Genomic DNA, 21,255 nt, shown 5'->3' with positions numbered 1-21,255 from the left:
GGGCCTTCCGGGATGCGGGAGGCATCCCGGCCGACCGGTGGCGCGCCGACCAGGACGGCGAGACGCTCGTCCCCACCCACTGCTGTTTCTGCGGGGTCCAGTGCGGGATGTATCTGCGCGTCGACCACGGCGGCAAGGTCTTCGGGGTCGAACCCCGCAACCACGACATCAACCGGATGCGGCTGTGCCCCAAGGGCATCAACGCCTATCAGCAGGTCAACCACCCCGACCGGCTCACCGCCCCGCTGATGCGCCGCTCCCGCGACGAGGACTTCCGCGAGGTCTCCTGGGACGAGGCGCTGGACTTCACGGTCTCCGAGATCAGGCGCATCCAGCAGAGCCACGGAAACGACGCCTTCGGGCTCCTGGGCGGCGCCAGCCTCTTCTCCGAGAAGACCTATCTGGTCGGCAAGTTCGCCCGGGTCGCCCTCAAGTCCCGGCACGTCGACTACAACGGCCGGCTCTGCATGGTCAGCGCGGCGGGCGCCAACAAACTCGCCTTCGGCATCGACCGGGCCGGCAACCCCTTCTCCGACATCCTGCTCACCGACTGCCTGCTGATCGCGGGCTCCAACGTCGGCGAGTGCTTCCCCGTGATGACCCAGTACGTGTGGGGGGCCCGGGACCGCGGCGCGAGCCTGATCGTCGTCGACCCCAGGGAGACCGCGATCGCCCGCACGGCAGACATCCACGTCGCCCTCAGACCCGGCACCGACTCGGCCTTCTTCAACTCCGTGCTCCACGTGGTCGTCGAGGAGGGACTGACCGACGAGGCGTATCTCGCCGCCCACGCCACCGGCTGGGAGGAGGTGAAGGCCAAGGTCGCCGAGTACCCGCCCGCCAGGGCCGCCGAGATCTGCGGGGTGCCCGCCGAGCAGATCGTCCAGGTCGCCCGCGCCTTCGCCCGTGCCCCGAAGGCCATGGCCTGGCACGCCCGGGGCATCGAGCACCACTCGCAGGGCGTCGAGAACTGCCTCAGCGTGATCAACCTCTGCACCGCCACCGGCCACATCGGCAGGCCCGGCGCCGGCTACGGCACCATCACCGGCCAGGGCAACGGGCAGGGCGGCCGCGAGCACGGCCAGAAGGCCGACCTCCTTCCCGGCGGCCGCTCGATCATGAACGAGGAGCACCGCAGGCAGATCTGCGAGATCTGGGGCATCGAGGAGTCCGAACTCCCGCCCGCCGGCACCTCGATGATGGAAATGGTCTGGCAGATGCAGCGCCGTGAGATCCGCGGCCTGATCGGCATCTGCAACAACCCCTTCGTCTCGCTCCCCAACTACGCGGTGGTCAAGGAGGGGTACGACGCCACCGAGTTCCACGCCCAATTCGACTTCTTCCTCTCCGAGACCGCCGCCAACGCGCATGTCGTCTTCCCCGTCACCACCTGGGCCGAGGACGAAGGGGTGATGGCCAACGCCGAGGCCCGGGTGGTCAAGCACAACAAGGCCCAGGACCCGCCCCCCGGCGTGCGGACCGACACCTGGGTGATGTGCGAGCTCGCCAGACGTCTCGGCGCGGGCGACAAGTTCGCCTTCCCCGACTCCCGCGCGGTCTTCGACGAACTGCGGATCGCCTCCGCCGGCACCGTCAACGACTACTACGGCATCACCTACGAACGGCTGGAGGAGACCGGCGGGATCGCCTGGCCCTGCCCCTCCACCGACCACCCCGGAACACCCCGGCTCTTCGAGGACGGCCGGACCTACCACCCCGACGGCAAGATCCATCTGCAGGTCGTCGAGTGGCACTCGCCGATGGACCCGTACGACGACGAGCACCCCATGTCGCTCACCACCGGGCGGACCGTCGCCCACTTCCTCTCCGGCAACCAGACCCGCCGCCTGGGTGCCCTCGTCGAACAGACCCCGCGCCCCTGGGCGGAGATCCACCCCTCCCACGGATTCCGCAACGGCGAACCGGTCCGCGTCGTCACCCGGCGCGGCAGCGAGGTCTTCCCCGCCCTGGTCACCGAGGCGATCCGCCCCGACACCGTCTTCATCCCGTACCACTGGCCCGTCCCCACCGCGGCCAACGCCCTCACCATCGACGCCCTCGACCCCCGCTCCAAGATTCCCGAGTACAAGGTGTGCGCCTGCCGCATCGAGCACGCCGAGAAGATCGACGAGGTCCCCGCGCCGCCCGTCGCGCCCGGCCACGTCGCCTACCCGGAGACCCAGGTCTCCCGCACCGACCCGCTGCCGCCCACTTCCCCCCAGGGCCGCGGCACCTCGGAGAGGGGCTGATCGCCGCATGATGGGCCGAACGATCTTCATCGACCCCGGGCGCTGCATCGGCTGCCAGGCATGCGTCTCCGCCTGCCGGGAGTGCGACTCGCACCGCGGCAAGTCGATGATCCACCTCGACTACACCGACGAGGGCCATTCCGTGGCCTCCCTTCCCACGGTCTGCATGCACTGCGAGGACCCGGTCGCGCCGTGCGCCGAGGTCTGTCCCGCCGACGCGATCCTGGTGACCGCGGACGGGGTGGTCCAGCAGGCCGACACCACCCGCTGCATCGGCTGCGCCAACTGCGTCAACGCCTGCCCCTTCGGCGTCCCGAAGATCGACCTGGGGGCGAAGCTGCAGATGAAGTGCAACCTCTGCTACGACCGCACCGCCTACGGCCTCGCCCCCATGTGCGCCACCGTCTGCCCGACCGGGGCGCTGTTCTACGGAACGGTCGAGGAGCTCCAGGCCGAGCGCCCCGGGGTCCAGGTCGCCGACACCTTCACCTTCGGCCGGAGCGAGGTACGCACCGGAGTGGCCATGGTCGTTCCCGCCGACCGGGTCCGGTGGCCGGTGCCCGGCGGCCTTCCGGTCGTCGAGATCAACGGGAAGGACGTCCGCCGATGAGCGCCCCCGACCAGCCATCCGCCGACCAGTCGCCTCCCGGTCAACCGCCTCCCTCCCGGCCGCCCGCCGACCGGGCGCTCGTAGAGCAGTCCGTTCCCGGCCGGCCCGCCGTCGACCGCCCGGCCGGTGGGGATCCGAGGGAAGCCCTGCACGACCGGATCGCCGCCGACTCCCTCACCACCCGGCGCGACTACCTCCGGATCGTGGCGACCGTCTCCGGCGGCCTCGCGGTCGGCGGGCTCGGCGTGGCCAGCGGAATCCTGCCGCGTCACGGCGACCCCGACGACGACGCGAAGGCGCCCGCGCCGAAGCGGATCGCAGGTCAGCTCCTGCCCGGCGAATCCGTCTCCTTCCACTACCCGGACGAGGAGGACCGGGCGGTGGCGGTACGGCTCGACGACGGCACCCTCGTCGGCTATTCCGCGATCTGCACCCATCTCGCCTGCGCGGTGCTCTGGCGCAAGGACCGCGGTTCCGAGGGCGAGCTGTACTGCCCCTGTCACGAGGGCGTCTTCGACGCCCGTACCGGCGAGGTCACCGCCGGGCCGCCGCCCCGCGGGCTGCCCAAGGTGGTGCTGGTCGAGCAGACCGACGGCAGTATCTGGGCGATCGGTACGACGCGCTCGGGCGAGAGCGTCGAGCACGGTCTGTGCCGCCAGCTCGGCGAGGACCGCCCGGACCTCGCGTCCCGCATCGGCTGCCCCTCCGTCAGGGGCGGAGGGGCGGAGGCCCCGGAGGCCGGGACCTCGCCCGCACGGGCCGCCGAGGCCATCCGGACCCCCGGCAGGCAGACATGAGCGACACCTCGCGGCCCTGGAACCAGCCGCCCCGGAGCGAGGGGGCCCGGGGCCGGACGGCCGGCGACCGGGAGGAGCCCCCGAAGGGCCCGGAGTCCTCGGAGCGCCAGGACTCCCAGAACTCCCAGAACTCCCAGGACTCCCGGGAGTATCCCGAGTACCACCCGGGCAGCGCCCGCCCCGAGCTCAACCGCCCCCTGCACGAGCGCTATCCGCAGATCCGCCCCACCAGCGGCTACGGGGACCCGAGGGTCCGGCACACCGGTCCCGGACCGGGGGCGGGCACCGACCAGGAGCCCGAGCGCTCCTCGAAGCTGACGGCCCGGCTGGTCCTCGCCATGACGGTCGTCGTCGGACAGCTCTGGGGGCTGACCGTCACCATCGACGCGTGGATGGAGGGCGACACCGGCACGGCCTGGTGGGGCGCCGGTTTCCTCTGTCTGTCGTTCCTCGTCGTCCTCGGGCTGTGGCTGCTCGACCCGGAGGACCGCTGACCGTCGCCGTACCCTTGACGTATGAGCACCGCCCCCGCCCCCGGCCCGCGTGAGTCGAAGCCGTCCCAGCCGGAACAGCCGAAGCCGAGACCGGCTCTGATCTTCGATGATCCGCTGGACCAGCAGTCCGCGGACGATACGGACCGGGGGTGGGGCGAGCGGGCCCCGGCCGGTGGCAGCGCCGCCGATCTGGCGCGCTTCCTCGACGAGAAACCGCCCCACCACATCTGAATTCCCCGCTCCGTGGTGGTCCGGCGACGCCGTCACCGGCGCTTCCGCCGCGCGTGCGGTGCCTGCCGCGAGCACCGCTCCCACCGTGAGCACCGCTCCTGTTGCGCGTACCGCTACTGGTCGTGCCCGCGGGTCTCGCCCGTCGGGCCGCCGCGCTGGGCGAGGAGGGCGTCGCGGATCTCCTTCAGGACCTCCAGCTCGCTCACCTCCAGCGTCTCCTGCACGCCCTCCTTCGCGGCCTGCATCGCCGCTCGCCTGGCGAGGTACTTGGCCATGGGCAGGACCATCAGGAAGTAGACGACGGCGGCCGTGATCAGGAAGCTGAGGGTGGCGCTGAGCACCGAGCCCCACAGGATCTGGATGCCCTCGGTCACCTCGCCCGTCTTCGGGTCGGTGACGCACGGTCCCTTGAGGCAGGAGCTGTAGCCCTCCAGGTCCTGGGTGCCGAACGCGCCGACCAGCGGGTTGATGACGCCCTTGACGATCGAGTTCACGATCTGGGTGAACGCGGCACCGATGACGACGGCGACCGCCAGATCGATCACGTTGCCGCGCATCAGGAAGGCTTTGAACCCTTCCAGCAGACTGACCTTCTTCTCGCTCACGGATGAGCCTTCCTTCGCGTGTGCCGTAGGCGGAACAAATTCCTCCGCAACTTACGGCAGCACCCGGTGGAACCACCCAATTCTTGGGATTAGTCAGGTGACTTGACCGATCGTCAGTACGAATCAGCACAGTGCCACCGCCAGTCGGGACGAGATGCCGGCACCGGCCAGCGAGGCGGCCGTCTCCCGGGGAACGGAGAGCACGACGAGCGCGCCGTCCCCCGCGGCGCCGTCCGTCGGGGCCCGCGGTACGTCCGCCACCCGAGCGCCCTTCGCCAGGACCCGGACGGCTGCTCCGGGGCCGCCCTCACCGGCGGCGATCACGTCGACGCGGTCGCCGGGCCGCAGCAACCGCACCGCCCCCGCGTCCGCGATCCGTACCGGCGCGGACACCAACCGGGCCACCGGCCGCCGTACTTGCCCGGGAACCGCGCCGCTTGCGCCGCCCGCCCCGCCCGCGCCGACCCCGTACGCCGTGTCGCCGCCCGCCCCCGCGCCGGTACCGCCCAGCCCCGTGGCGGCCAGCGCGGCAGCGGTCAGGGCCAGTCCGGCCGCCAGGGCCCGCCGCTGCCGCCACACCGCCCGCCGCAGCCCGCGCCCGCCCCCGCCACGCACCCGTAACGGCTCGAACGCGGGCACCCCGCAGGGCGGTGGAGCCGACGCCGGGGGCAGCGCATGAGGCGACGCGTGGGGCGGCGGGGGCGAAGCGGAGGCCCGGAACGGCGCGGACGGCGGCACGGGAGGCGAGCCGGGCGACGCGCCGGAGGGTGCCGTGCGCGACGGCGTGAGCGGGGGGAACAGGGGCGACGGAGGCATGGTCGACACCACCTCGGACGAAGGGATCTCGTACGGACACCCCTCACGATCCACCGTTCGCGAGCTTCCCGCCGGAGCCTGTGGACGGCCACGGCGCTGTGGACAACTCCGTCCCCCACACACGCCGCAACCGCCACACCGCGAAAGTCAGGGAAACCCGAAAGTCAGGGAAGCCCAAAGGCCCGGAAGCCCGGAAGCCCGAAGGTCAGGAAGCCCAAAGGCCCGGAAGTCCAAAGGCCCGAAGGCCCGGAAGTCAGGGAAGCTCGATTCCCGTATCGAGTCCGTCCAGCGCGTGCGAGCACGGGCAGTCCCGGTCAGCCTCCGCGGGCAGCGCGGCCACCACGTCGAAGAGCACCGCGCGCAGCCGGTCCACATTGGCGGCGAACACCTGCAGGACCTCCGCGTGCGAGACGCCCTCACCGGCCTCCGCGCCCGCGTCCAGGTCCGTCACCAGGGTCGTCGTCGTGTAGCAGAGGCCCAGTTCCCGGGCGAGGACGGCCTCCGGGTGACCGGTCATGCCGACCACCGACCAGCCCATCGCCGCATGCCAGCGCGACTCCGCCCGGGTCGAGAAGCGCGGCCCCTCGACGACCACCAGGGTCCCGCCGTCCACCGGCTCCCAGCCCTTCGCCCGCGCCGCCGCCAGCGCCGCCCGGCGCCCCTCGGGGCAGTACGGGTCGGCGAAGCCCAGGTGGACCACGTTCGGCTGCGCGCCGTCCGTCCGGATCTCCCCGTCGTAGTACGTCTGCTTGCGGGTTCTGGTGCGGTCCACCAGCTGGTCGGGGACGAGCAGGGTGCCCGGTCCGTACTCCGGGCGCAGGCCGCCCACCGCGCACGGGCCGAGCACCTGGCGCACGCCGACGGAGCGCAGCGCCCACAGGTTGGCCCGGTAGTTGATGCGGTGCGGCGGCAGGTGGTGGCCCCGCCCGTGGCGCGGCAGGAAGGCGACCCGGCGGCCGCCCACCTCGCCGAGGAAGAGGGAGTCGCTCGGCTGTCCGTACGGGGTGTCCACACGCACCTCCGTGACGTCCTCCAGGAAGGAGTACAAGCCCGAGCCGCCGATGACACCGATCTCTGCGTTCGCCATGCGCTCACAGTAGCGGCGCGGGAAAACGCGCAGGACCCCGCCGAGGTGTCGGCAGGGCCCTGATGGAAGCGTGGAGGTGCGGAGCGGTCCGGCCCGGGCGGCCGGAGTGCCACTCGCCGAGGACTCAGGCGGCCGAGGTGCCGCTCGTCGAGGACGAGGAGGACGAGGAGGTCGACGCCGCGGAGGACGTGGACGACTTCGAGTCGGACCCCTTCGAGGACGACGAGGAGTCGGCCGAGGCGGAACCGGACGACTTCGCCGAGGACGACGCCGGCGTGCTGCTCGACGAGGAGCCGCGGCTGTCGTTCCGGTAGAAACCGGAGCCCTTGAAGACGATGCCGACCGCCGAGAACACCTTCTTCAGGCGTCCGTTGCAGCTCGGGCACACGGTGAGGGCGTCATCGGTGAACTTCTGCACCGCCTCGAGGCCCTCGCCACATTCGGTGCACTGGTACTGATAGGTCGGCACTTGCTCCTCCTGGCACTCTGACTCAATGAGTGCTAACGACGCTCCATAGTGACGTATTCCGCTGCGTCAGTCCACCGTGACCGGCTTCCGGTGACCGATACCACGTGCCACGGTCCGTCCCGGAGCGGTGGGTGAGAGCCGTGAACGCAGGGTCATCAGGGTGATCAGCGCCAGTACGGTGCCCACCAGCGGGACCAGGAATCCGGTCGAGGCCCCGTGGGCGTCCGCGAGCCGTCCGGCGACCGTCACCGCGGCCGCCTGGCCGAGCGCGACCGAGCCCGTCAGCCAGGTGAACGCCTCGGTCCGGGCGGAGCCCGGCACCAGGGCCTCGACCAGGGTGTATCCGCTGATCAGGGCCGGTGCGATGGACAACCCGACCAGCAGGCCGAGTCCGGCGAGCAGGGGCACCGAGTGCATCGCCCACAGACCGGACGCGGTCAGGGTCAGCGCCGTGTACCCGACGAGCAGGCGCCGTCGCGGGCCGCTCTTCCAGGCGATGGCCCCGCAGGCGATTCCGGCCAGCATGTTGCCGGCCGCGAAGACGCCGTACAGCAGGCCGTTCACGCCGGGGCGGCCGACCTCCTCGGCGAAGGCGGTCAGCGAGACCTGCATGCCGCCGAAGACGGCGCCGATCCCGAGGAAGGCCACCGCGAGCACCCGTACGCCGGGGACGGACAGGGCGGAGGAGTGCCGCCGGTCCGCGCCGGACGGGGCGGTGCGCACCGCGGGCTGGGTGCGGTGCTGGGCGGCGAAGACCAGCCCGCCGACCAGCGTCAGCGCGGCCTCGGTGGCCAGGCCGGCCGCCGGGTGCACGCCCGTGCACAGCGCGGTGGCGAGCACCGGTCCGATGACGAAGGTGAACTCGTCCGTCACCGATTCGAAGGCGGCCGCGGTGGACAGCAGCGGCGATGCCTCGCGGCCGGGTGCCGCACCCAGTACGGCCGCCCAGCGGGCCCGCACCATCGGGCCGACCTGCGGGACGGACGCGCCCGTGGGCACGGCCGCCGCGAACAGCGCCCACAGGGGCGCGTCCGCCAGCGCGAGGGCCGTCAGTGCCGACACCGAAGCGGCGTGCACCAGGACGCCGGGCAGCAGCACGGCGCGCTGGCCGAAGCGGTCGGCGAGCTTGCCGGTCTGCGGTGCGAACAGGGCCATGGCGACACCGGTCACGGCGGCGACGGCGCCCGCGCTGCCGTACGAGCCGGTGGTGTGCTGGACAAGCAGGACGATGCCGATGGTCAGCATCGCGAAGGGCTGCCGTGCGGCGAAGCCCGGAAGGAGAAAAGTCCACGCACCCGGGGTGCGCAGCAACTGCCCGTAGCCGGGGCGGTCGGAGACCGTGGACGCCACGGTCCATGCCTTTCTGCCGCCTGGTGGCCGTACTCCCGCGGACGGGCCCGGACGGATGGTGCGGGCTCGTGCGGATGCGGCCGAGAGCTGTCCTCTTCGCGCGGAACTGCGGTAGATGCCGGGCGCTCAGCAGGGGCGGAGGACGCCACGACCGCCATACGGTCGCGCCAGCTCTGCGTCAGGCAGAGTTGGTCGTTCAGATTTCCTTCAGGATACAGGCATTTGTCCCTGCCTGCCTGTGATTGTGTGCCGGGCCACCCATCCCCACGTGCGAAGACGTACCTCAGCGGTGCGCCTTCGGGCCGCCGGTCCTGCCGAGCCTGGTCATGGCCTTCAGCGCGTGCGCCACCTCGTGCCGCCGGTCCTGCTTCGGATGCGACGCCGCCGGGCTCTCGCCGTCCTTGGCGCCGGTGCCCAGCCAGCCCGCGAGCTTGCCGCCCTCGCCGACCGCGCGCAACCGTTCCTCCGCCGCGTCGCGCACCGGGTCGGTGGTGACCACCAGCAGCTCGTCGCCGCGCCGCAGCACGGTCGACGGCGCCGGTACGAAGCTCTTTCCGTCCCGTACGACCAGGGTGACCGCGGCCCCGGCGGGCAGCCGCAGCTCCCCGACCTCCACGCCGTGCATCTTCGAGCCGCCGGGGATCGCCACCGACAGCAGATGGCCGCGCAGCCGCTCCAGCGGCGCCGACTCGATGCCCAGGTCGGCCGTCTCGGACGGGTCCTCGGCGATCTTCAGGGCCTTCGCCAGCCAGGGCAGGGTCGGCCCCTGGATGAGGGTGTAGACGACGACGAGGACGAAGACGATGTTGAAGACGCGGGTGGAGCCCTCGATCCCGGAGACCATCGGGATGGTCGCCAGGATGATGGGCACGGCCCCGCGCAGCCCCGCCCAGGACATGAGGGCCTTCTCCTGCCAGGGCAGCCGGAACGGCAGCAGCGAGATGAAGACCTCCAGCGGGCGGGCCACCACGGTCAGCACCAGGCCCACGACGACGGCGGGCCAGAAGTCGTCGATCAGGTCGTGCGGGGTGACCAGCAGGCCGAGCAGGACGAACATGCCGATCTGGGCCAGCCAGCCGAGCCCGTCGGCGAAGCCGCGGGTGGCGGGCCAGTGCGGCAGCTTGGCGTTGCCGAGGATCATCGCGGCCAGGTAGACGGCGAGGAAGCCGCTGCCGTGGACCAGGGCGCCCGCGGCGTACGCGCTGACCGCGATCGCCATCACGGCGATCGGGTAGAGGCCGGACGCGGGCAGCGCCACATGGCGCAGGCCGAACGAACCGAGCCAGCCGACGGCGATGCCCACGGCGGCGCCGATGGCCAGCTCCAGGGCTATCTCCCCGACCAGTACGTACCAGCTGTCCACCGGGCCCCTGGTGGAGAAGGCCACCACCAGGATCACCACGGGGGCGTCGTTGAAGCCGGACTCGGCCTCCAGCACGCCGGTGACCCGGGCGGGCAGCGGCACCTTGCGCAGTACGGAGAAGACCGCGGCGGCGTCCGTCGACGAGACGACCGCACCGATGATCAGTGCCTGCCGCCAGTCGAGACCGACCAGGTAGTGCGCCCCGGCCGCCGTGACGCCCACGCTCACCGCGACGCCGACCAGCGAGAGCATCGCCGCGGCGGGCAGCGCGGGCCTGATCTCTTTCCACTTGGTGCCCAGACCGCCCTCGGCGAGGATCACGACCAGCGCGGCATAGCCGATGACCTGGGTCAGTTCGGCGTTGTCGAACTTGACGTCGAAGATGCCGTCCTGCCCCATGACGACCCCGATGCCGAGGTACAGGAGCAGGCTGGGGAGCCCGCTGCGCGAGGAGACGCGCACCGCCGCCACCGCGACGAGCAGTACGAGTGAGCAGACGAGCAGGAGTTCGTTGAGCGTGTGGACAGTCAGTGCCGTTCCTTCCCCGCGTGCGTCTGCCGAGCCGAACGATTCGTACGAAACGACCGGATCGGGCCGGTCGAGCCTCGGTATCGGCCAAGAGCGGCCGGTACTTCGTTACCTTACCTAATCTTTAACGCTTTCTTGACGCGGTCGAGCGTCCGTACGATCACTACTCAATTCGAGCCATCCCGATACCGCGTCGGAGCCGCCGGGCCGCTGCGCCTATGGTTGCTCCTGCACTCCCAGGACCACCTGCCCCTCGAAGGACAGCGATGCCCGCCAACACAACCGCCTCTTCCGGCTCCACCGGGTCCGCCGGTGCGAAGACCGGCAGGAAGAAGGGGCGACGCGCCCGCCTGATCGTGCTCGTTCTGGTGCTGGCGCTCGTCGCGGGTATCGGTTACGGCGCGTACTGGTCCGTGTCGACCGTGCGGGCCTCGTACCCGCAGACGACCGGCTCGATCAAGATCGACGGCCTCGAAGGCACGGTCGACGTCAAACGCGACAGCTACGGCATCCCGCAGCTGTACGCGGACTCCGACGCCGACCTCTTCCGCGCCCAGGGCTTCGTCCACGCGCAGGACCGCTTCTGGGAGATGGACGTCCGCCGTCACATGACCGCGGGCCGGCTCTCCGAGATGTTCGGCTCCGGGCAGGTCGAGACGGACTCCTTCCTGCGCACGCTGGGCTGGCGCAAGGTCGCGCAGGAGGAGTACGACACGGTCCTGTCCGAGGAGACCAAGAAGAACCTCCAGTCGTACGCGGACGGTGTGAACGCCTACCTGGAGGGGCGGGACGGCAAGGACATCTCCGTCGAGTACGCGGCCCTCGGCTTCACCAACGACTACAAGCCGGGCAAGTGGACGCCGGTCGACTCCGTCGCCTGGCTCAAGGCCATGGCCTGGGACCTGCGCGGCAACATGCAGGACGAGATCGACCGCTCGCTGATGGGCACCAGGCTGGACGCGAAGCAGGTCCAGGACCTGTACCCGGCCTACCCGTACGACAAGAACGAGCCGATCGTCGACCAGGGCGCGATCTCCCCGGTCACCGGGAAGTTCGACCCGGCCGCGACGCCGTCCGACGACATCGGCGGCGCGGACACCGCGCAGGGCGCCACCGCGGGTCTGAACACCCAGCTCGCCTCGCTCTCCGACACCCTCGACCAGATCCCGGCGCTGCTCGGCCCGAACGGCAACGGCATCGGGTCCAACTCCTGGGTGGTCTCCGGCAAGTACACGACCACGGGCAAGCCGCTGCTCGCCAACGACCCGCACCTGGCCCCGCAGCTGCCCTCGCTCTGGTACCAGATGGGGCTGCACTGCCGCGAGATCAGCACCACGTGCCAGTACGACACCGCCGGTTACAGCTTCTCCGGGATGCCCGGCGTGATCATCGGTCACAACCAGGACATCGCCTGGGGCTTCACCAACCTCGGCGCGGACGTCACCGACCTCTTCCTGGAGAAGGTCTCCGCCGACGGCTACCTGTACGACGGCAAGACCAAGCCCTTCACCGTCCGCGACGAGACCATCAAGGTCGCGGGCGGCAAGGACCGGACGATCACCATCCGCGAGACGAACAACGGCCCGCTGGTCTCCGACCGCAGCAGCGAACTGGAGAAGGTCGGCCAGAAGGCCCCCGTCACCAACGAGGCCCCGGACCGGGCCGAGGGCTACGCGGTCGCCCTGAAGTGGACCGCGCTGGAGCCCGGCCACTCCATGGACGCCGTCTTCGAGCTGAACCGGGCCAAGGACTTCGACTCCTTCCGCAAGGCGGCCGAGCACTTCGAGGTCCCCTCGCAGAACCTCATCTACGCCGACACCGACGGCAACATCGGCTACCAGGCGCCGGGGAGGATCCCGGTCCGCCTGGAGGGCGACGGCACGATGCCCAGCCCCGGCTGGTCCTCGAAGTACGGCTGGAAGAAGGAGCCGATCCCGTTCGACGAGCTGCCCTACGAGTACAACCCGAAGCGCGGCTACATCGTCACCGCCAACCAGGCCGTCATCGACGAGAAGAAGTACCCCCACCTGCTCACCAAGGACTGGGGCTACGGCAGCCGCAGCCAGCGGATCAACGACCTCGTCCGGGCGAAGCTCAAGGACGGGGGGAAGATCTCGACCGAAGACATGCAGAAGATGCAGATGGACAACACCAGCGAGATCGCCGCGAAGCTGGTGCCCGAGCTGATGAAGATCAACGTCTCGGACAAGAGCGTCCGTGAGGCGCAGAAGCTGCTGGAGGGCTGGGACTACACCCAGGAGTCCGACTCGGCCGCGGCGGCGTACTTCAACGCGGTCTGGCGCAACATCCTCAAGCTGGCCTTCGGCAACAAGCTCCCCAAGGAGCTGCGGGTCGAGGGCGAGTGCCTCAACGTTCCCCGGGCGGGCGACTCCGGTCCGGTCGACGAGCAGAACAAGCTGGTGCGCGAGTGCGGCCAGCGCGCCGCGGACTCGGCGCAGCCGGACGGCGGCGACCGCTGGTACCAGGTGGTCATCAACCTGCTGGACGACCAGGACAGCGACTGGTGGAAGACGCCGAAGAGCGGCCGGGACCTGGCGACGGAGAACCGTGACGAGCTCTTCGCCCGCGCCCTGGAGGACGCCCGCTGGGAGCTGACCGCCAAGCTCGGCAAGGACATCAGCACCTGGAGCTGGGGCCGGCTGCACCAGCTGACGCTGAAGAACCAGACCCTCGGTACCGAGGGCCCCGGTCTGCTCCAGCGGGCCCTCAACCGCGGCCCGTGGGACCTCGGCGGCGGCGAGGCCGCGGTCAACGCCACCGGCTGGAACGCGGCGGGCGGCTACGAGGTCGTCTGGGTGCCGTCGATGCGCATGGTGGTCAACGTGGGGGACTGGGACAAGTCCCGCTGGATCAACCTCACCGGCGCCTCCGGGCACGCGTTCAGCGCGCACTACACCGACCAGACCGAGAAGTGGGTCAACGGCGAACTGCTCGACTGGTCCTTCGGCACGAACGCCGTGTCCAAGTCGACGGTCGACAGTCTGCGGCTCAAGCCGTAGGACGCATCCGCGAAGCCCCCGGGCGGCCCTCGGAGCTCTCAGGAGCTTCCGGAGGCCGCCCGGGGCCGTTCCCGGGGCTTCCGGGGCCTCCGGAGGCCCACGGAGCCGCTCGGGGTGCGCTCAGGGCTCCACCGGGTCCGCCCGGTGGACCGCGGCCGGTGTCACCGCCACGTCCACGGGGCGGTCGTGCGGTTCCTCCGGAACCCTTGCGACCACCTCGTCGTCGTACAGCAGGACCACCAGCGCCGGATGCGCGCCGGCCGCGGCGAGCCGGGCCAGCACCCGGTCGTAGCTGCCGCCGCCGCGTCCCAGCCGCATCCCGCGCCCGTCCACCGCGAGCCCCGGCAGCAGGACCGCGTCGGCCTCCAGGACCGCGTCCGGGCCGAGGCGCTCCCCGGCGGGCTCCAGCAGCCCGCGACCGGCCCGGACGAGCCGCGCGGCACCCTCGTACGGGGCCCAGTCCAGGTCGTTGTCGGGGAGCAGTACCGGCAGCAGCACCCGCACGCCCCGCGCGCGCAGGGCGTCCAGCAGGGCGCGGGTGCCCGGTTCGCCGCCCACCGAGACGTACGCGGCGACGGTGCGGGCCCCGGACAGCTCCGGCAGATCCAGGGCGCGCCGGGACAGAACCGCCGCGGAGTTCTCCACGTCCTCCTTGGTCAGAAGGCGTCGCGCGGCCAGCAGTTCATGTCGGAGAAGTGCCTTTTCGGGCGGATTTGCACTCAAGGAACACCTGTGAATCACTCGAATATGCCTATAGGCGTACAAAGTTAACCGGAAACTCATCTTTCACTCATGCGGGGCGGTTATCGTTCTGCGCATGACTCAGTCGCCCCCCAGGATCAGCAAGGCTGTCATTCCGGCCGCGGGACTCGGCACCCGCTTCCTGCCGGCCACCAAAGCCACTCCCAAGGAGATGCTGCCTGTCGTCGACAAGCCGGCCATCCAGTACGTCGTCGAGGAGGCGGTGACCGCCGGTCTCTCCGACGTGCTGATGGTCACCGGACGCAACAAGCGTCCTCTCGAGGACCACTTCGACCGCAATTACGAGCTGGAGTCCGCGCTCACCCGCAAGGGAGACGCCGAACGGCTCAAGAAGGTCCAGGAGTCGAGCGACCTGGCCACCATCCACTACGTCCGGCAGGGCGACCCGCGCGGCCTGGGGCACGCGGTGCTGTGCGCCGCGCCGCACGTGGGGGACCAGCCGTTCGCGGTCCTCCTCGGCGACGACCTGATCGACCCGCGCGACCCGCTGCTGGCCCGCATGGTCGAGATCCAGGAGCGCGAGGGCGGCAGCGTCGTCGCGCTGATGGAGGTCGCGCCGGAGCAGATCCACATGTACGGCTGCGCCGCCGCCGAGCCCACCGCCGAGGGCGATGTGGTGCGCGTCACGGGCCTGGTCGAGAAGCCCGAGGCGCACGAGGCCCCCAGCAACCTCGCCATCATCGGCCGCTACGTCCTGGACCCCGCCGTCTTCGACATACTGCGCAGGACCGAACCGGGCCGCGGCGGCGAGATCCAGCTCACCGACGCCCTCCAGCTGCTCGCCGAGGACGAGAAGGTCGGCGGCCCCGTGCACGGCGTCGTCTTCAAGGGCCGTCGCTATGACACCGGCGACCGAAGCGATTACCTCCGTGCCATTGTCAGACTCGCGTGCGAACGTGAGGACCTGGGTCCGGATTTCAGGACCTGGCTTCGCGGTTACGTCACGGAGGAGATGTAGCACCTTGAGCAACACGATGTGGTCGGTGGACGAGCACCTGGCAGACATTCTCGAAGCGGTGCATCCGCTCGAACCCATCGAGTTGCAGCTGCACGATGCCCAGGGCTGCGTCCTCGTCGAGGACGTCATGGTGGAAATCGCCCTGCCGCCCTTCGACAACAGCTCGATGGACGGGTACGCGGTCCGGGTCGCCGACGTCGAGGGCGCCGACGAGGAGTTCCCCGCGGTGCTCACGGTCATCGGTGACGTCGCGGCCGGGAGCGACGGGCTGCCCGAGGGCCGCAGCGTCGGCCCCGGCGAGGCCGCCCGCATCATGACCGGTGCCCCGCTGCCGGCCGGTGCCGAGGCCGTGGTCCCGGTCGAGTGGACCGACGGGGGCACGGGCGCCGGCCCCGCCGACACCATGCGCGCCCACCGGGACGCCCCGCAGGACGCGGGCGGCGAGGTCCGGGTGCACCGCCCCGTCGAGGCCCGTGCCCACGTCCGGGCCCGCGGCAGCGACGTGAAGCCGGGCGATCTGGCGCTGAGGGCCGGGTCGGTGATCGGCCCGCCGCAGATCGGGCTGCTCGCCGCGATCGGCCGCGCGACGGTGAAGGTGCGGCCCCGGCCGCGCGTCGTCGTCATCTCCACCGGCAGCGAACTGGTGCAGCCCGGCGAGGAGCTGGCCCCCGGCCGGATCTACGACTCGAACAGCTTCGCGCTCACGGCCGCGGCCAGGGACGCCGGGGCGATCGCCTACCGGGTCGGCGCCGTCACCGACGACGCCGACACCCTGCGCGCCACGATCGAGGACCAGCTGATCCGCGCCGACATCGTCGTCACCACCGGCGGCGTCAGCGTCGGCGCGTACGACGTCGTCAAGGAGGCCCTGTCCTCGGTGGGCGACGAGGACGAGGCGGGCAGCGGCATCGACTTCCGCAAGCTCGCCATGCAGCCGGGCAAGCCGCAGGGCTTCGGCTCGATCGGCCCCGACCACACCCCGCTGCTGGCGCTCCCGGGCAACCCCGTCTCCTCGTACGTCTCCTTCGAGCTGTTCGTACGGCCCGCGATCCGGGCCCTGATGGGCCTTTCGGACGTGAACCGCCCCACCGTCCGGGCCGCCCTCGACGTCGGGAAGGCGCTGACCTCCCCGGCCGGCCGCCGCCAGTTCCTGCGCGGCACGTACGACGAGGAGGCCGGCACGGTCGCCCCCGTCGGCGGTGCCGGTTCGCACCTGATCGCCGCGCTCGCCCGCGCGGACGTGCTCATCGTGCTGCCCGAGGACGTCACCTCCGCCGAGCCCGGTACGGACGTCGAGGTGGTCCTGCTCCGCTGATTCCCGGGCGGTGGCGGTACGGTGTCTGCCGCTGTGCCTTCCCGGGGAACACCTCCCGGGGCCCCGGGCCCGCACCCCGGTGCGGGCCGCGCGGGGAACGGCGCCCTACCGCGAGGCGGAGTGAGTGAGTACGCAGAACAGGCTGACGCACATCGACGAGGCGGGCGCGGCCCGGATGGTCGACGTCTCCGAGAAGGACGTCACCGCGCGGACGGCTCGTGCGAGCGGCCGGGTGCTCGTCTCGCCGCGCGTGGTCGAGCTGCTGCGCGGCGAGGGGGTCCCCAAGGGCGACGCCCTCGCCACCGCCAGGATCGCCGGGATCATGGGGGCCAAGCGCACCCCCGACCTGATCCCGCTCTGCCACCCGCTCGCCGTCTCCGGCGTGAAGGTCGATCTGGGCGTCGCGGACGACGCGGTGGAGATCACGGCCACGGTGAGGACCACGGACCGCACCGGCGTCGAGATGGAGGCCCTGACCGCCGTCTCGGTCGCCGCGCTCACCGTGATCGACATGGTCAAGGCGGTCGACAAGGCCGCGGTCATCACGGACGTACGGGTCGAGTCGAAGACCGGCGGCAAGTCCGGCGAGTACCGGCGCACCGGGTCGGACACCGGGGCGGACGGAGCGCACGAGCAGGCCGGAGCGGACGCGTGACGGCGCCCGGACCGGGACACCCGGACGACAACACCCCTCCGGACGGCGCCGCTTCGGACGGGGCCCCGCTGGGCGGTGCCCTGACCGCCCCGTACGCCGCCCTCGTCGTCACCGCCTCCAACCGGGCCTCGGCCGGTGTCTACGCGGACAGGGGCGGCCCGATCGTCGCCGAGGCGCTCGGCCGGCTCGGCTTCGCCGTGGACGGGCCGCAGGTGGTGCCCGACGGCGACCCGGTCGAGCAGGCCCTGCGCTTCGCCGTGACCGCCGGGTACGACGTCGTCGTCACCACCGGCGGCACCGGCATCTCGCCCACCGACCGCACCCCCGAGGCCACCCGCCGCGTCCTCGACCGCGAGATCCCCGGCATCCCCGAGGCGATCCGGGCCGAGGGCCGCGACAAGGTCCCCACCGCAGCGCTCTCCCGGGGCCTCGCGGGCGTCGCCGACGGCACGCTCATCGTGAACCTGCCGGGCTCCACCGGCGGGGTGCGCGACGGCCTCGCCGTCCTCGAACGCCTCCTGGTGCACGCCGTCGACCAACTGCGCGGCGGCGACCACCCCCGACCCGGGAGCCCGAGCTGAACGTCTCGACCTGGCCGGTGGTCCTCGGCGACGGCGACGTCGTCCTGCGCCCGATCAAGCTGCGCGACCAGCGCGTGTGGCGCGAGGTCAACCGGCGCAACCGCGAGTGGCTGCGCCCCTGGGAGGCGACCGTGCCGCCGCCGGCCCCGGGCGGCCCGGTGGCCCGGCGTCCCACGTACCGTCAGATGATCCGGCACCTGCGCGCCGAGGCCAACGCGGGCCGGATGCTGCCCTTCGCCATCGAGTACCGGGGCCGCCTGGTGGGCCAGTTGACGGTCGCCGGGATCACCTGGGGATCGATGTGCTCGGGCCACGTCGGCTACTGGGTCGACCAGGACGTGGCCGGGCGGGGCGTGATGCCGACGGCGGTCGCCCTGGTCGTCGACCACTGCTTCCGCACGGTCGGACTGCACCGCATCGAGGTGTGCATTCGGCCGGAGAACGGGCCCAGCAGAAGGGTCGTCGAGAAACTGGGATTCCGCGAAGAGGGACTGCGTCCGCGATATCTCCACATCGACGGCGCCTGGCGCGACCACCTCATCTACGCGCTCACCGCGGAGGAAGTGCCCGAGGGGATGCTCCGTCGCTGGCACCGGAAACGACCTGGAACACCACGGGAAATAAAATAAGTGTTCGATATTGGCCGACAGTTGGAGTCACCGATCGGACATCGGGCGCGCACAAACCTCCACGGTCGGTCCGAACAATCACAAAAAAACTCCTTGATATCAGCCGGATCGTGCGACACACCGGTCCAATTGGCGGATGCCTCCGCGCAAACCCCTCTACGGTGTGAGATGTGAGCAGCAGCGGCCTCATCTACGCAGTCATCGTCGGGGCCTGGGCCGCCTACTTGGTGCCGATGTGGCTCCGCAGGCAGGACGAGCTCAACGAAGCCCGTCCGACGGAACGCTTCAGCACCGCCATCCGGCTGCTGTCCGGACGGGCGGGGATGGAGCGCCGGTACGCCAAGGAGTTGCGGGAGCGCACGGCCGAGGAGGCGGAGCCCGACGTCGACCCGGACGCAGAAACGGACCGATTGGAATCCGTGGACGTCCGGGCCTTCGCCGCGCCCGACGCGCATACCGAGGCACGGGTGCACGACCCGGCGCGTGCGCCCGAGCACGCGGCCGGGAAGCGCCCCGAGCCGGTCCCCGCGCGGCGCGCCCGCCCGCGCCCGGGGGCGACGGACGCCGAGCGCGTCCGGCGGGCCCAGCGCCTCCAGGTCCTCGCGCGCCGTCGGCGCACCACCGTGGTCCTCTTCCTGGCCTTCACCCTCGGCGCGGTCGTGGCGGCGGTCGGCGGTCTCCACTTCCTGTGGGCACCCGCGGTCCCGGCCGTGCTGCTGAGCGCGTACATCGTGCATCTGCGGACCCAGGAGCGGCGCCGGTTCGCCTTCACCATGGACCGGCGACGGGCGGAGGTGGCGGCGCAGCACCTGCGTGAGAACCGTCACCGCGGCCACCAGCCGGCCGCGGCGACGGCCCCCGTCGAACCCGACGAGGAGCCCGAGGCGCGCCACCCCGAGCCGGAGCCCGCGCCCGCGGTCTCCCCGCAGGAGGCCGGCCGCCGCGCCCTGGTCGAGCAGACGGACCACGCGGAGTGGGTCGACCAGCAGCGCGAGCGCGGCCGGGCCCAGGGCGACAGCTGGGAGCCGGTCCCGGTCCCGCTGCCGACCTACGTCACGGCCCCGGTCGCCCCGCGCGCCACGGGCGGCGTCGAGGTCGGCAACCCGGAGACCTGGAGCGCGGCCCGCTCCAGCGCCGCGGAGCCCAGCCAGACGGGCACCTCGCACCCCACCACGCCCCCCGTCGAACCGGCGCCCCGCCAGCGCACCAACCAGTCCCGCCGCAGCCGCGACCGCGGCCGGACCCCGCTCTTCGACCAGTACGAGGACGGGGAGCGGCCCCGTGCCGCCAACGAATGAACCCGCTCCCGGCCCGGCCGCGACACCGACTCGGCTGACCAGCACGGACCGGATTTCCGAGCACCCCATCAGGGGTGCTAGAGTTTCACTCGTTGCAAGGGCCTGTGGCGCAGTCTGGTAGCGCACCTCGTTCGCATCGAGGGGGTCTGGGGTTCAAATCCCCACAGGTCCACAACAACGCAAGAGCCCCTACCGGGTCACCCGGTAGGGGCTCTTCGGCGTTCCGGGCCGGGCGGGCGTGTCACCGGTTCCGCCCGGCCCCGGGGCGCGGGAGCGGCGGCGGGCTCAGTGGGCGGCGTCCAGGCGGGCCCGTTGGTCGGCCGTCAGTTCCAGGTCGACCGCCGCCAGGTTCTCCTTCAGCTGTGCCACCGACGACGCCCCGGCCAGCGGGACGATGGGCAGTCGGTTGCCGATCTGCCAGGCCAGGACGATCTGGTTGAGGCCGGCTCCGGTCTCGGCGGCGATCTCGCGCAGCACCGCGAGCCGGGCGGGGGTGCCGGGGTGGTCGTAGTCCTGGGGGACCGGCTTGTCGGGGCGGGTGTACGCGCCGGCGAGCAGCGGGGAGTACGCGACCAGGGTCAGCGCGGGTTCGGCGCGCAGGTAGCTGAGCAGTTCGGGTCCGGCGTGGCCGAGGCTGCCGTCCTCGAAGAGCGGGCTGGGGACGTCGTACCGGGGACGGAGGTGGCTGTGCTGGTACTGGAGCACCTCGTAGCCGGGCAGTCCGGCCGCCGCCGCGAGCGACCGGGCGCGCTCCACCCGCCAGACGGCGTGGTTGCTGGCGCCCAGCAGCCCGACCGTTCCCTCGGCGGTCAGCTCCCCGAACGCCTCGACGGTCTCGTGGAGCGGGACGGTCCGGTCCTCGATGTGCGCGTAGAGCAGGTCCAGCCGCTCCACCCCGAGCCGTTCCCGGCTGCGCTCGGCGGCCTCGCGGACCGCCTTCGCCGAGAGCCCTTCCGGGTTGTCGAGGAACCCGGTGCCGGGGGCCAGCGGCGCGGCGCCCAGCTTGGTGGCGATGACGATCTCGTCGCCGACGCCGCGGCTGCGCCGCCACTTCCCGAGCAGCCGTTCGCTCTGGCCGCCGAGGTCGTCGCCGACCCAGTAGGCGTAGTTGTCGGAGGTGTCGATGAAGGTGCCGCCCGCCTCGACGAAGTGGTCCAGGACGGCGAACGAGGTCTTCTCGTCGGTCACCGATCCGAAGAGCATCGCGCCGAGCGCGAGGACGCTCACCTCGCGACGGGTGGCGGGATCGGTTCCGATGGTGCGGTACTTCATGACTGTCCCCTCCGGTCGCGGCCGCCGTCGGTCGGTGGCCGCGATGAGGAGTGTGCTCGTTGAAGTGCACTCCAGGGCAAGGGCGTTGCGGCCGTGCCGGTGCGCGCGGGGGCGGAAAGGCGCGCGCATCGGGCCGCGAGGGCCGTTCCCGTGGGGCGTGGCGTCG

General features: G+C 71.7%; 20 protein-coding genes and 1 tRNA gene. 13 read left to right on the top strand and 8 right to left on the bottom strand.

What is annotated here, in order from left to right; genetic code table 11:
• The first annotated feature begins 23 nt into the window (after positions 1-23).
• Genes ABZZ04_RS07245 through ABZZ04_RS07225 form a run of 5 tightly spaced genes read left to right on the top strand, consistent with a single transcriptional unit; the run spans position 24 to position 4,381 of the window.
• Entirely contained in the window at positions 24-2,249 is a 2,226-nt protein-coding gene (locus ABZZ04_RS07245) for a molybdopterin oxidoreductase family protein (RefSeq protein WP_356931277.1), read from the top strand.
• A 7-nt stretch (positions 2,250-2,256) separates the two neighbouring features.
• Entirely contained in the window at positions 2,257-2,859 is a 603-nt protein-coding gene (locus ABZZ04_RS07240) for a 4Fe-4S dicluster domain-containing protein (protein WP_148836600.1), read from the top strand.
• Positions 2,856-3,656, top strand: a complete 801-nt coding sequence (locus ABZZ04_RS07235; RefSeq protein WP_356931189.1) for a Rieske (2Fe-2S) protein — start codon at positions 2,856-2,858, stop codon at positions 3,654-3,656. Before ABZZ04_RS07240 ends, ABZZ04_RS07235 begins: the two co-directional genes overlap by 4 nt.
• Positions 3,653-4,150 carry a hypothetical protein gene (locus tag ABZZ04_RS07230; RefSeq protein WP_356931188.1) on the top strand — a complete coding sequence of 166 codons (498 nt, stop codon included), beginning with the start codon at positions 3,653-3,655 and terminating at the stop codon, positions 4,148-4,150. The genes ABZZ04_RS07235 and ABZZ04_RS07230 overlap by 4 nt, the downstream gene beginning before the upstream one ends.
• A gap of 21 nt (positions 4,151-4,171) precedes the next feature.
• Positions 4,172-4,381: a hypothetical protein gene (locus tag ABZZ04_RS07225; RefSeq protein WP_148836598.1), complete on the top strand. Its 210-nt coding sequence runs from the start codon at positions 4,172-4,174 to the stop codon at positions 4,379-4,381.
• Between the two features lie 113 nt (positions 4,382-4,494).
• On the opposite strand, the gene mscL is transcribed toward ABZZ04_RS07225, so the two are convergent.
• The 6 genes from mscL to ABZZ04_RS07195 form a co-directional block, all read right to left on the bottom strand.
• Positions 4,495-4,986 carry a large conductance mechanosensitive channel protein MscL gene (gene mscL / locus ABZZ04_RS07220; protein ID WP_356931187.1) on the bottom strand — a complete coding sequence of 164 codons (492 nt, stop codon included), beginning with the start codon at positions 4,984-4,986 and terminating at the stop codon, positions 4,495-4,497.
• Between the two features lie 123 nt (positions 4,987-5,109).
• A complete protein-coding gene (locus ABZZ04_RS07215) occupies positions 5,110-5,802 on the bottom strand; it encodes an RcpC/CpaB family pilus assembly protein (protein WP_356931186.1) in 693 nt (230 codons plus the stop codon).
• A 253-nt stretch (positions 5,803-6,055) separates the two neighbouring features.
• On the bottom strand, positions 6,056-6,889 hold the full coding sequence (locus ABZZ04_RS07210; protein ID WP_356931185.1) for an S-methyl-5'-thioadenosine phosphorylase: 834 nt from the start codon (positions 6,887-6,889) through the stop codon (positions 6,056-6,058).
• A 124-nt stretch (positions 6,890-7,013) separates the two neighbouring features.
• The gene (locus ABZZ04_RS07205) at positions 7,014-7,358 is read right to left on the bottom strand and encodes an FmdB family zinc ribbon protein (RefSeq protein ID WP_356931184.1); all 345 of its coding nucleotides are present in this window, start codon (positions 7,356-7,358) and stop codon (positions 7,014-7,016) included.
• A 66-nt stretch (positions 7,359-7,424) separates the two neighbouring features.
• Positions 7,425-8,708: an MFS transporter gene (locus ABZZ04_RS07200; RefSeq protein ID WP_356931183.1), complete on the bottom strand. Its 1,284-nt coding sequence runs from the start codon at positions 8,706-8,708 to the stop codon at positions 7,425-7,427.
• 283 nt (positions 8,709-8,991) lie between these two features.
• The gene (locus ABZZ04_RS07195) at positions 8,992-10,542 is read right to left on the bottom strand and encodes a potassium/proton antiporter (protein ID WP_356931182.1); all 1,551 of its coding nucleotides are present in this window, start codon (positions 10,540-10,542) and stop codon (positions 8,992-8,994) included.
• Between the two features lie 323 nt (positions 10,543-10,865).
• On the opposite strand from ABZZ04_RS07195, the gene ABZZ04_RS07190 reads away from it, so the two are divergent.
• A complete protein-coding gene (locus tag ABZZ04_RS07190; RefSeq protein ID WP_356931181.1) occupies positions 10,866-13,619 on the top strand; it encodes a penicillin acylase family protein in 2,754 nt (917 codons plus the stop codon).
• A gap of 120 nt (positions 13,620-13,739) precedes the next feature.
• On the opposite strand, the gene ABZZ04_RS07185 is transcribed toward ABZZ04_RS07190, so the two are convergent.
• Positions 13,740-14,342, bottom strand: coding sequence for a 5-formyltetrahydrofolate cyclo-ligase (locus ABZZ04_RS07185; RefSeq protein ID WP_356931180.1), 603 nt, complete (start codon positions 14,340-14,342; stop codon positions 13,740-13,742).
• Between the two features lie 94 nt (positions 14,343-14,436).
• Here ABZZ04_RS07185 and galU point away from each other — a divergent pair, with 94 nt between their 5' ends.
• The 7 genes from galU to ABZZ04_RS07150 all read left to right on the top strand — a co-directional run bounded on the left by galU (position 14,437) and on the right by ABZZ04_RS07150 (position 19,989).
• A complete protein-coding gene (galU, locus tag ABZZ04_RS07180) occupies positions 14,437-15,339 on the top strand; it encodes a UTP--glucose-1-phosphate uridylyltransferase GalU (RefSeq protein WP_356931179.1) in 903 nt (300 codons plus the stop codon).
• Between the two features lie 4 nt (positions 15,340-15,343).
• Positions 15,344-16,654, top strand: coding sequence for a gephyrin-like molybdotransferase Glp (gene glp, locus ABZZ04_RS07175; protein WP_356931178.1), 1,311 nt, complete (start codon positions 15,344-15,346; stop codon positions 16,652-16,654).
• 124 nt (positions 16,655-16,778) lie between these two features.
• Positions 16,779-17,309, top strand: a complete 531-nt coding sequence (moaC, locus tag ABZZ04_RS07170) for a cyclic pyranopterin monophosphate synthase MoaC (protein WP_356931177.1) — start codon at positions 16,779-16,781, stop codon at positions 17,307-17,309.
• An 80-nt stretch (positions 17,310-17,389) separates the two neighbouring features.
• Positions 17,390-17,890 carry a MogA/MoaB family molybdenum cofactor biosynthesis protein gene (locus ABZZ04_RS07165; RefSeq protein WP_356931276.1) on the top strand — a complete coding sequence of 167 codons (501 nt, stop codon included), beginning with the start codon at positions 17,390-17,392 and terminating at the stop codon, positions 17,888-17,890.
• A gap of 17 nt (positions 17,891-17,907) precedes the next feature.
• Positions 17,908-18,519, top strand: a complete 612-nt coding sequence (locus ABZZ04_RS07160; protein ID WP_356931176.1) for a GNAT family protein — start codon at positions 17,908-17,910, stop codon at positions 18,517-18,519.
• Positions 18,520-18,689: 170 nt separating this feature from the next.
• Positions 18,690-19,817, top strand: coding sequence for a gephyrin-like molybdotransferase receptor GlpR (glpR, locus tag ABZZ04_RS07155; RefSeq protein WP_356931175.1), 1,128 nt, complete (start codon positions 18,690-18,692; stop codon positions 19,815-19,817).
• A 98-nt stretch (positions 19,818-19,915) separates the two neighbouring features.
• Positions 19,916-19,989, top strand: a tRNA-Ala gene (locus ABZZ04_RS07150).
• Between the two features lie 113 nt (positions 19,990-20,102).
• Here the strand turns inward: ABZZ04_RS07150 and ABZZ04_RS07145 are convergent.
• On the bottom strand, positions 20,103-21,089 hold the full coding sequence (locus ABZZ04_RS07145) for an aldo/keto reductase (RefSeq protein WP_356931174.1): 987 nt from the start codon (positions 21,087-21,089) through the stop codon (positions 20,103-20,105).
• Positions 21,090-21,255 lie beyond the last annotated feature (166 nt).

It is taken from the genome of Streptomyces sp. NPDC006435, from assembly GCF_040612315.1.
GTDB lineage: Bacteria > Actinomycetota > Actinomycetes > Streptomycetales > Streptomycetaceae > Streptomyces.
This window is presented reverse-complemented; position numbering and strand designations above follow the sequence as displayed.

Coding starts and splice junctions, on each gene's coding strand:
- ABZZ04_RS07240 (WP_148836600.1), top strand. CDS start 2,257: ATGATGGGCCGAACGATCTTCATCGACCCCGGGCGCTGCATCGGCTGC.
- ABZZ04_RS07235 (WP_356931189.1), top strand. CDS start 2,856: ATGAGCGCCCCCGACCAGCCATCCGCCGACCAGTCGCCTCCCGGTCAA.
- ABZZ04_RS07230 (WP_356931188.1), top strand. CDS start 3,653: ATGAGCGACACCTCGCGGCCCTGGAACCAGCCGCCCCGGAGCGAGGGG.
- ABZZ04_RS07225 (WP_148836598.1), top strand. CDS start 4,172: ATGAGCACCGCCCCCGCCCCCGGCCCGCGTGAGTCGAAGCCGTCCCAG.
- ABZZ04_RS07215 (WP_356931186.1), bottom strand. CDS start 5,802: ATGCCTCCGTCGCCCCTGTTCCCCCCGCTCACGCCGTCGCGCACGGCA.
- ABZZ04_RS07210 (WP_356931185.1), bottom strand. CDS start 6,889: ATGGCGAACGCAGAGATCGGTGTCATCGGCGGCTCGGGCTTGTACTCC.
- ABZZ04_RS07190 (WP_356931181.1), top strand. CDS start 10,866: ATGCCCGCCAACACAACCGCCTCTTCCGGCTCCACCGGGTCCGCCGGT.
- galU (WP_356931179.1), top strand. CDS start 14,437: ATGACTCAGTCGCCCCCCAGGATCAGCAAGGCTGTCATTCCGGCCGCG.
- ABZZ04_RS07145 (WP_356931174.1), bottom strand. CDS start 21,089: ATGAAGTACCGCACCATCGGAACCGATCCCGCCACCCGTCGCGAGGTG.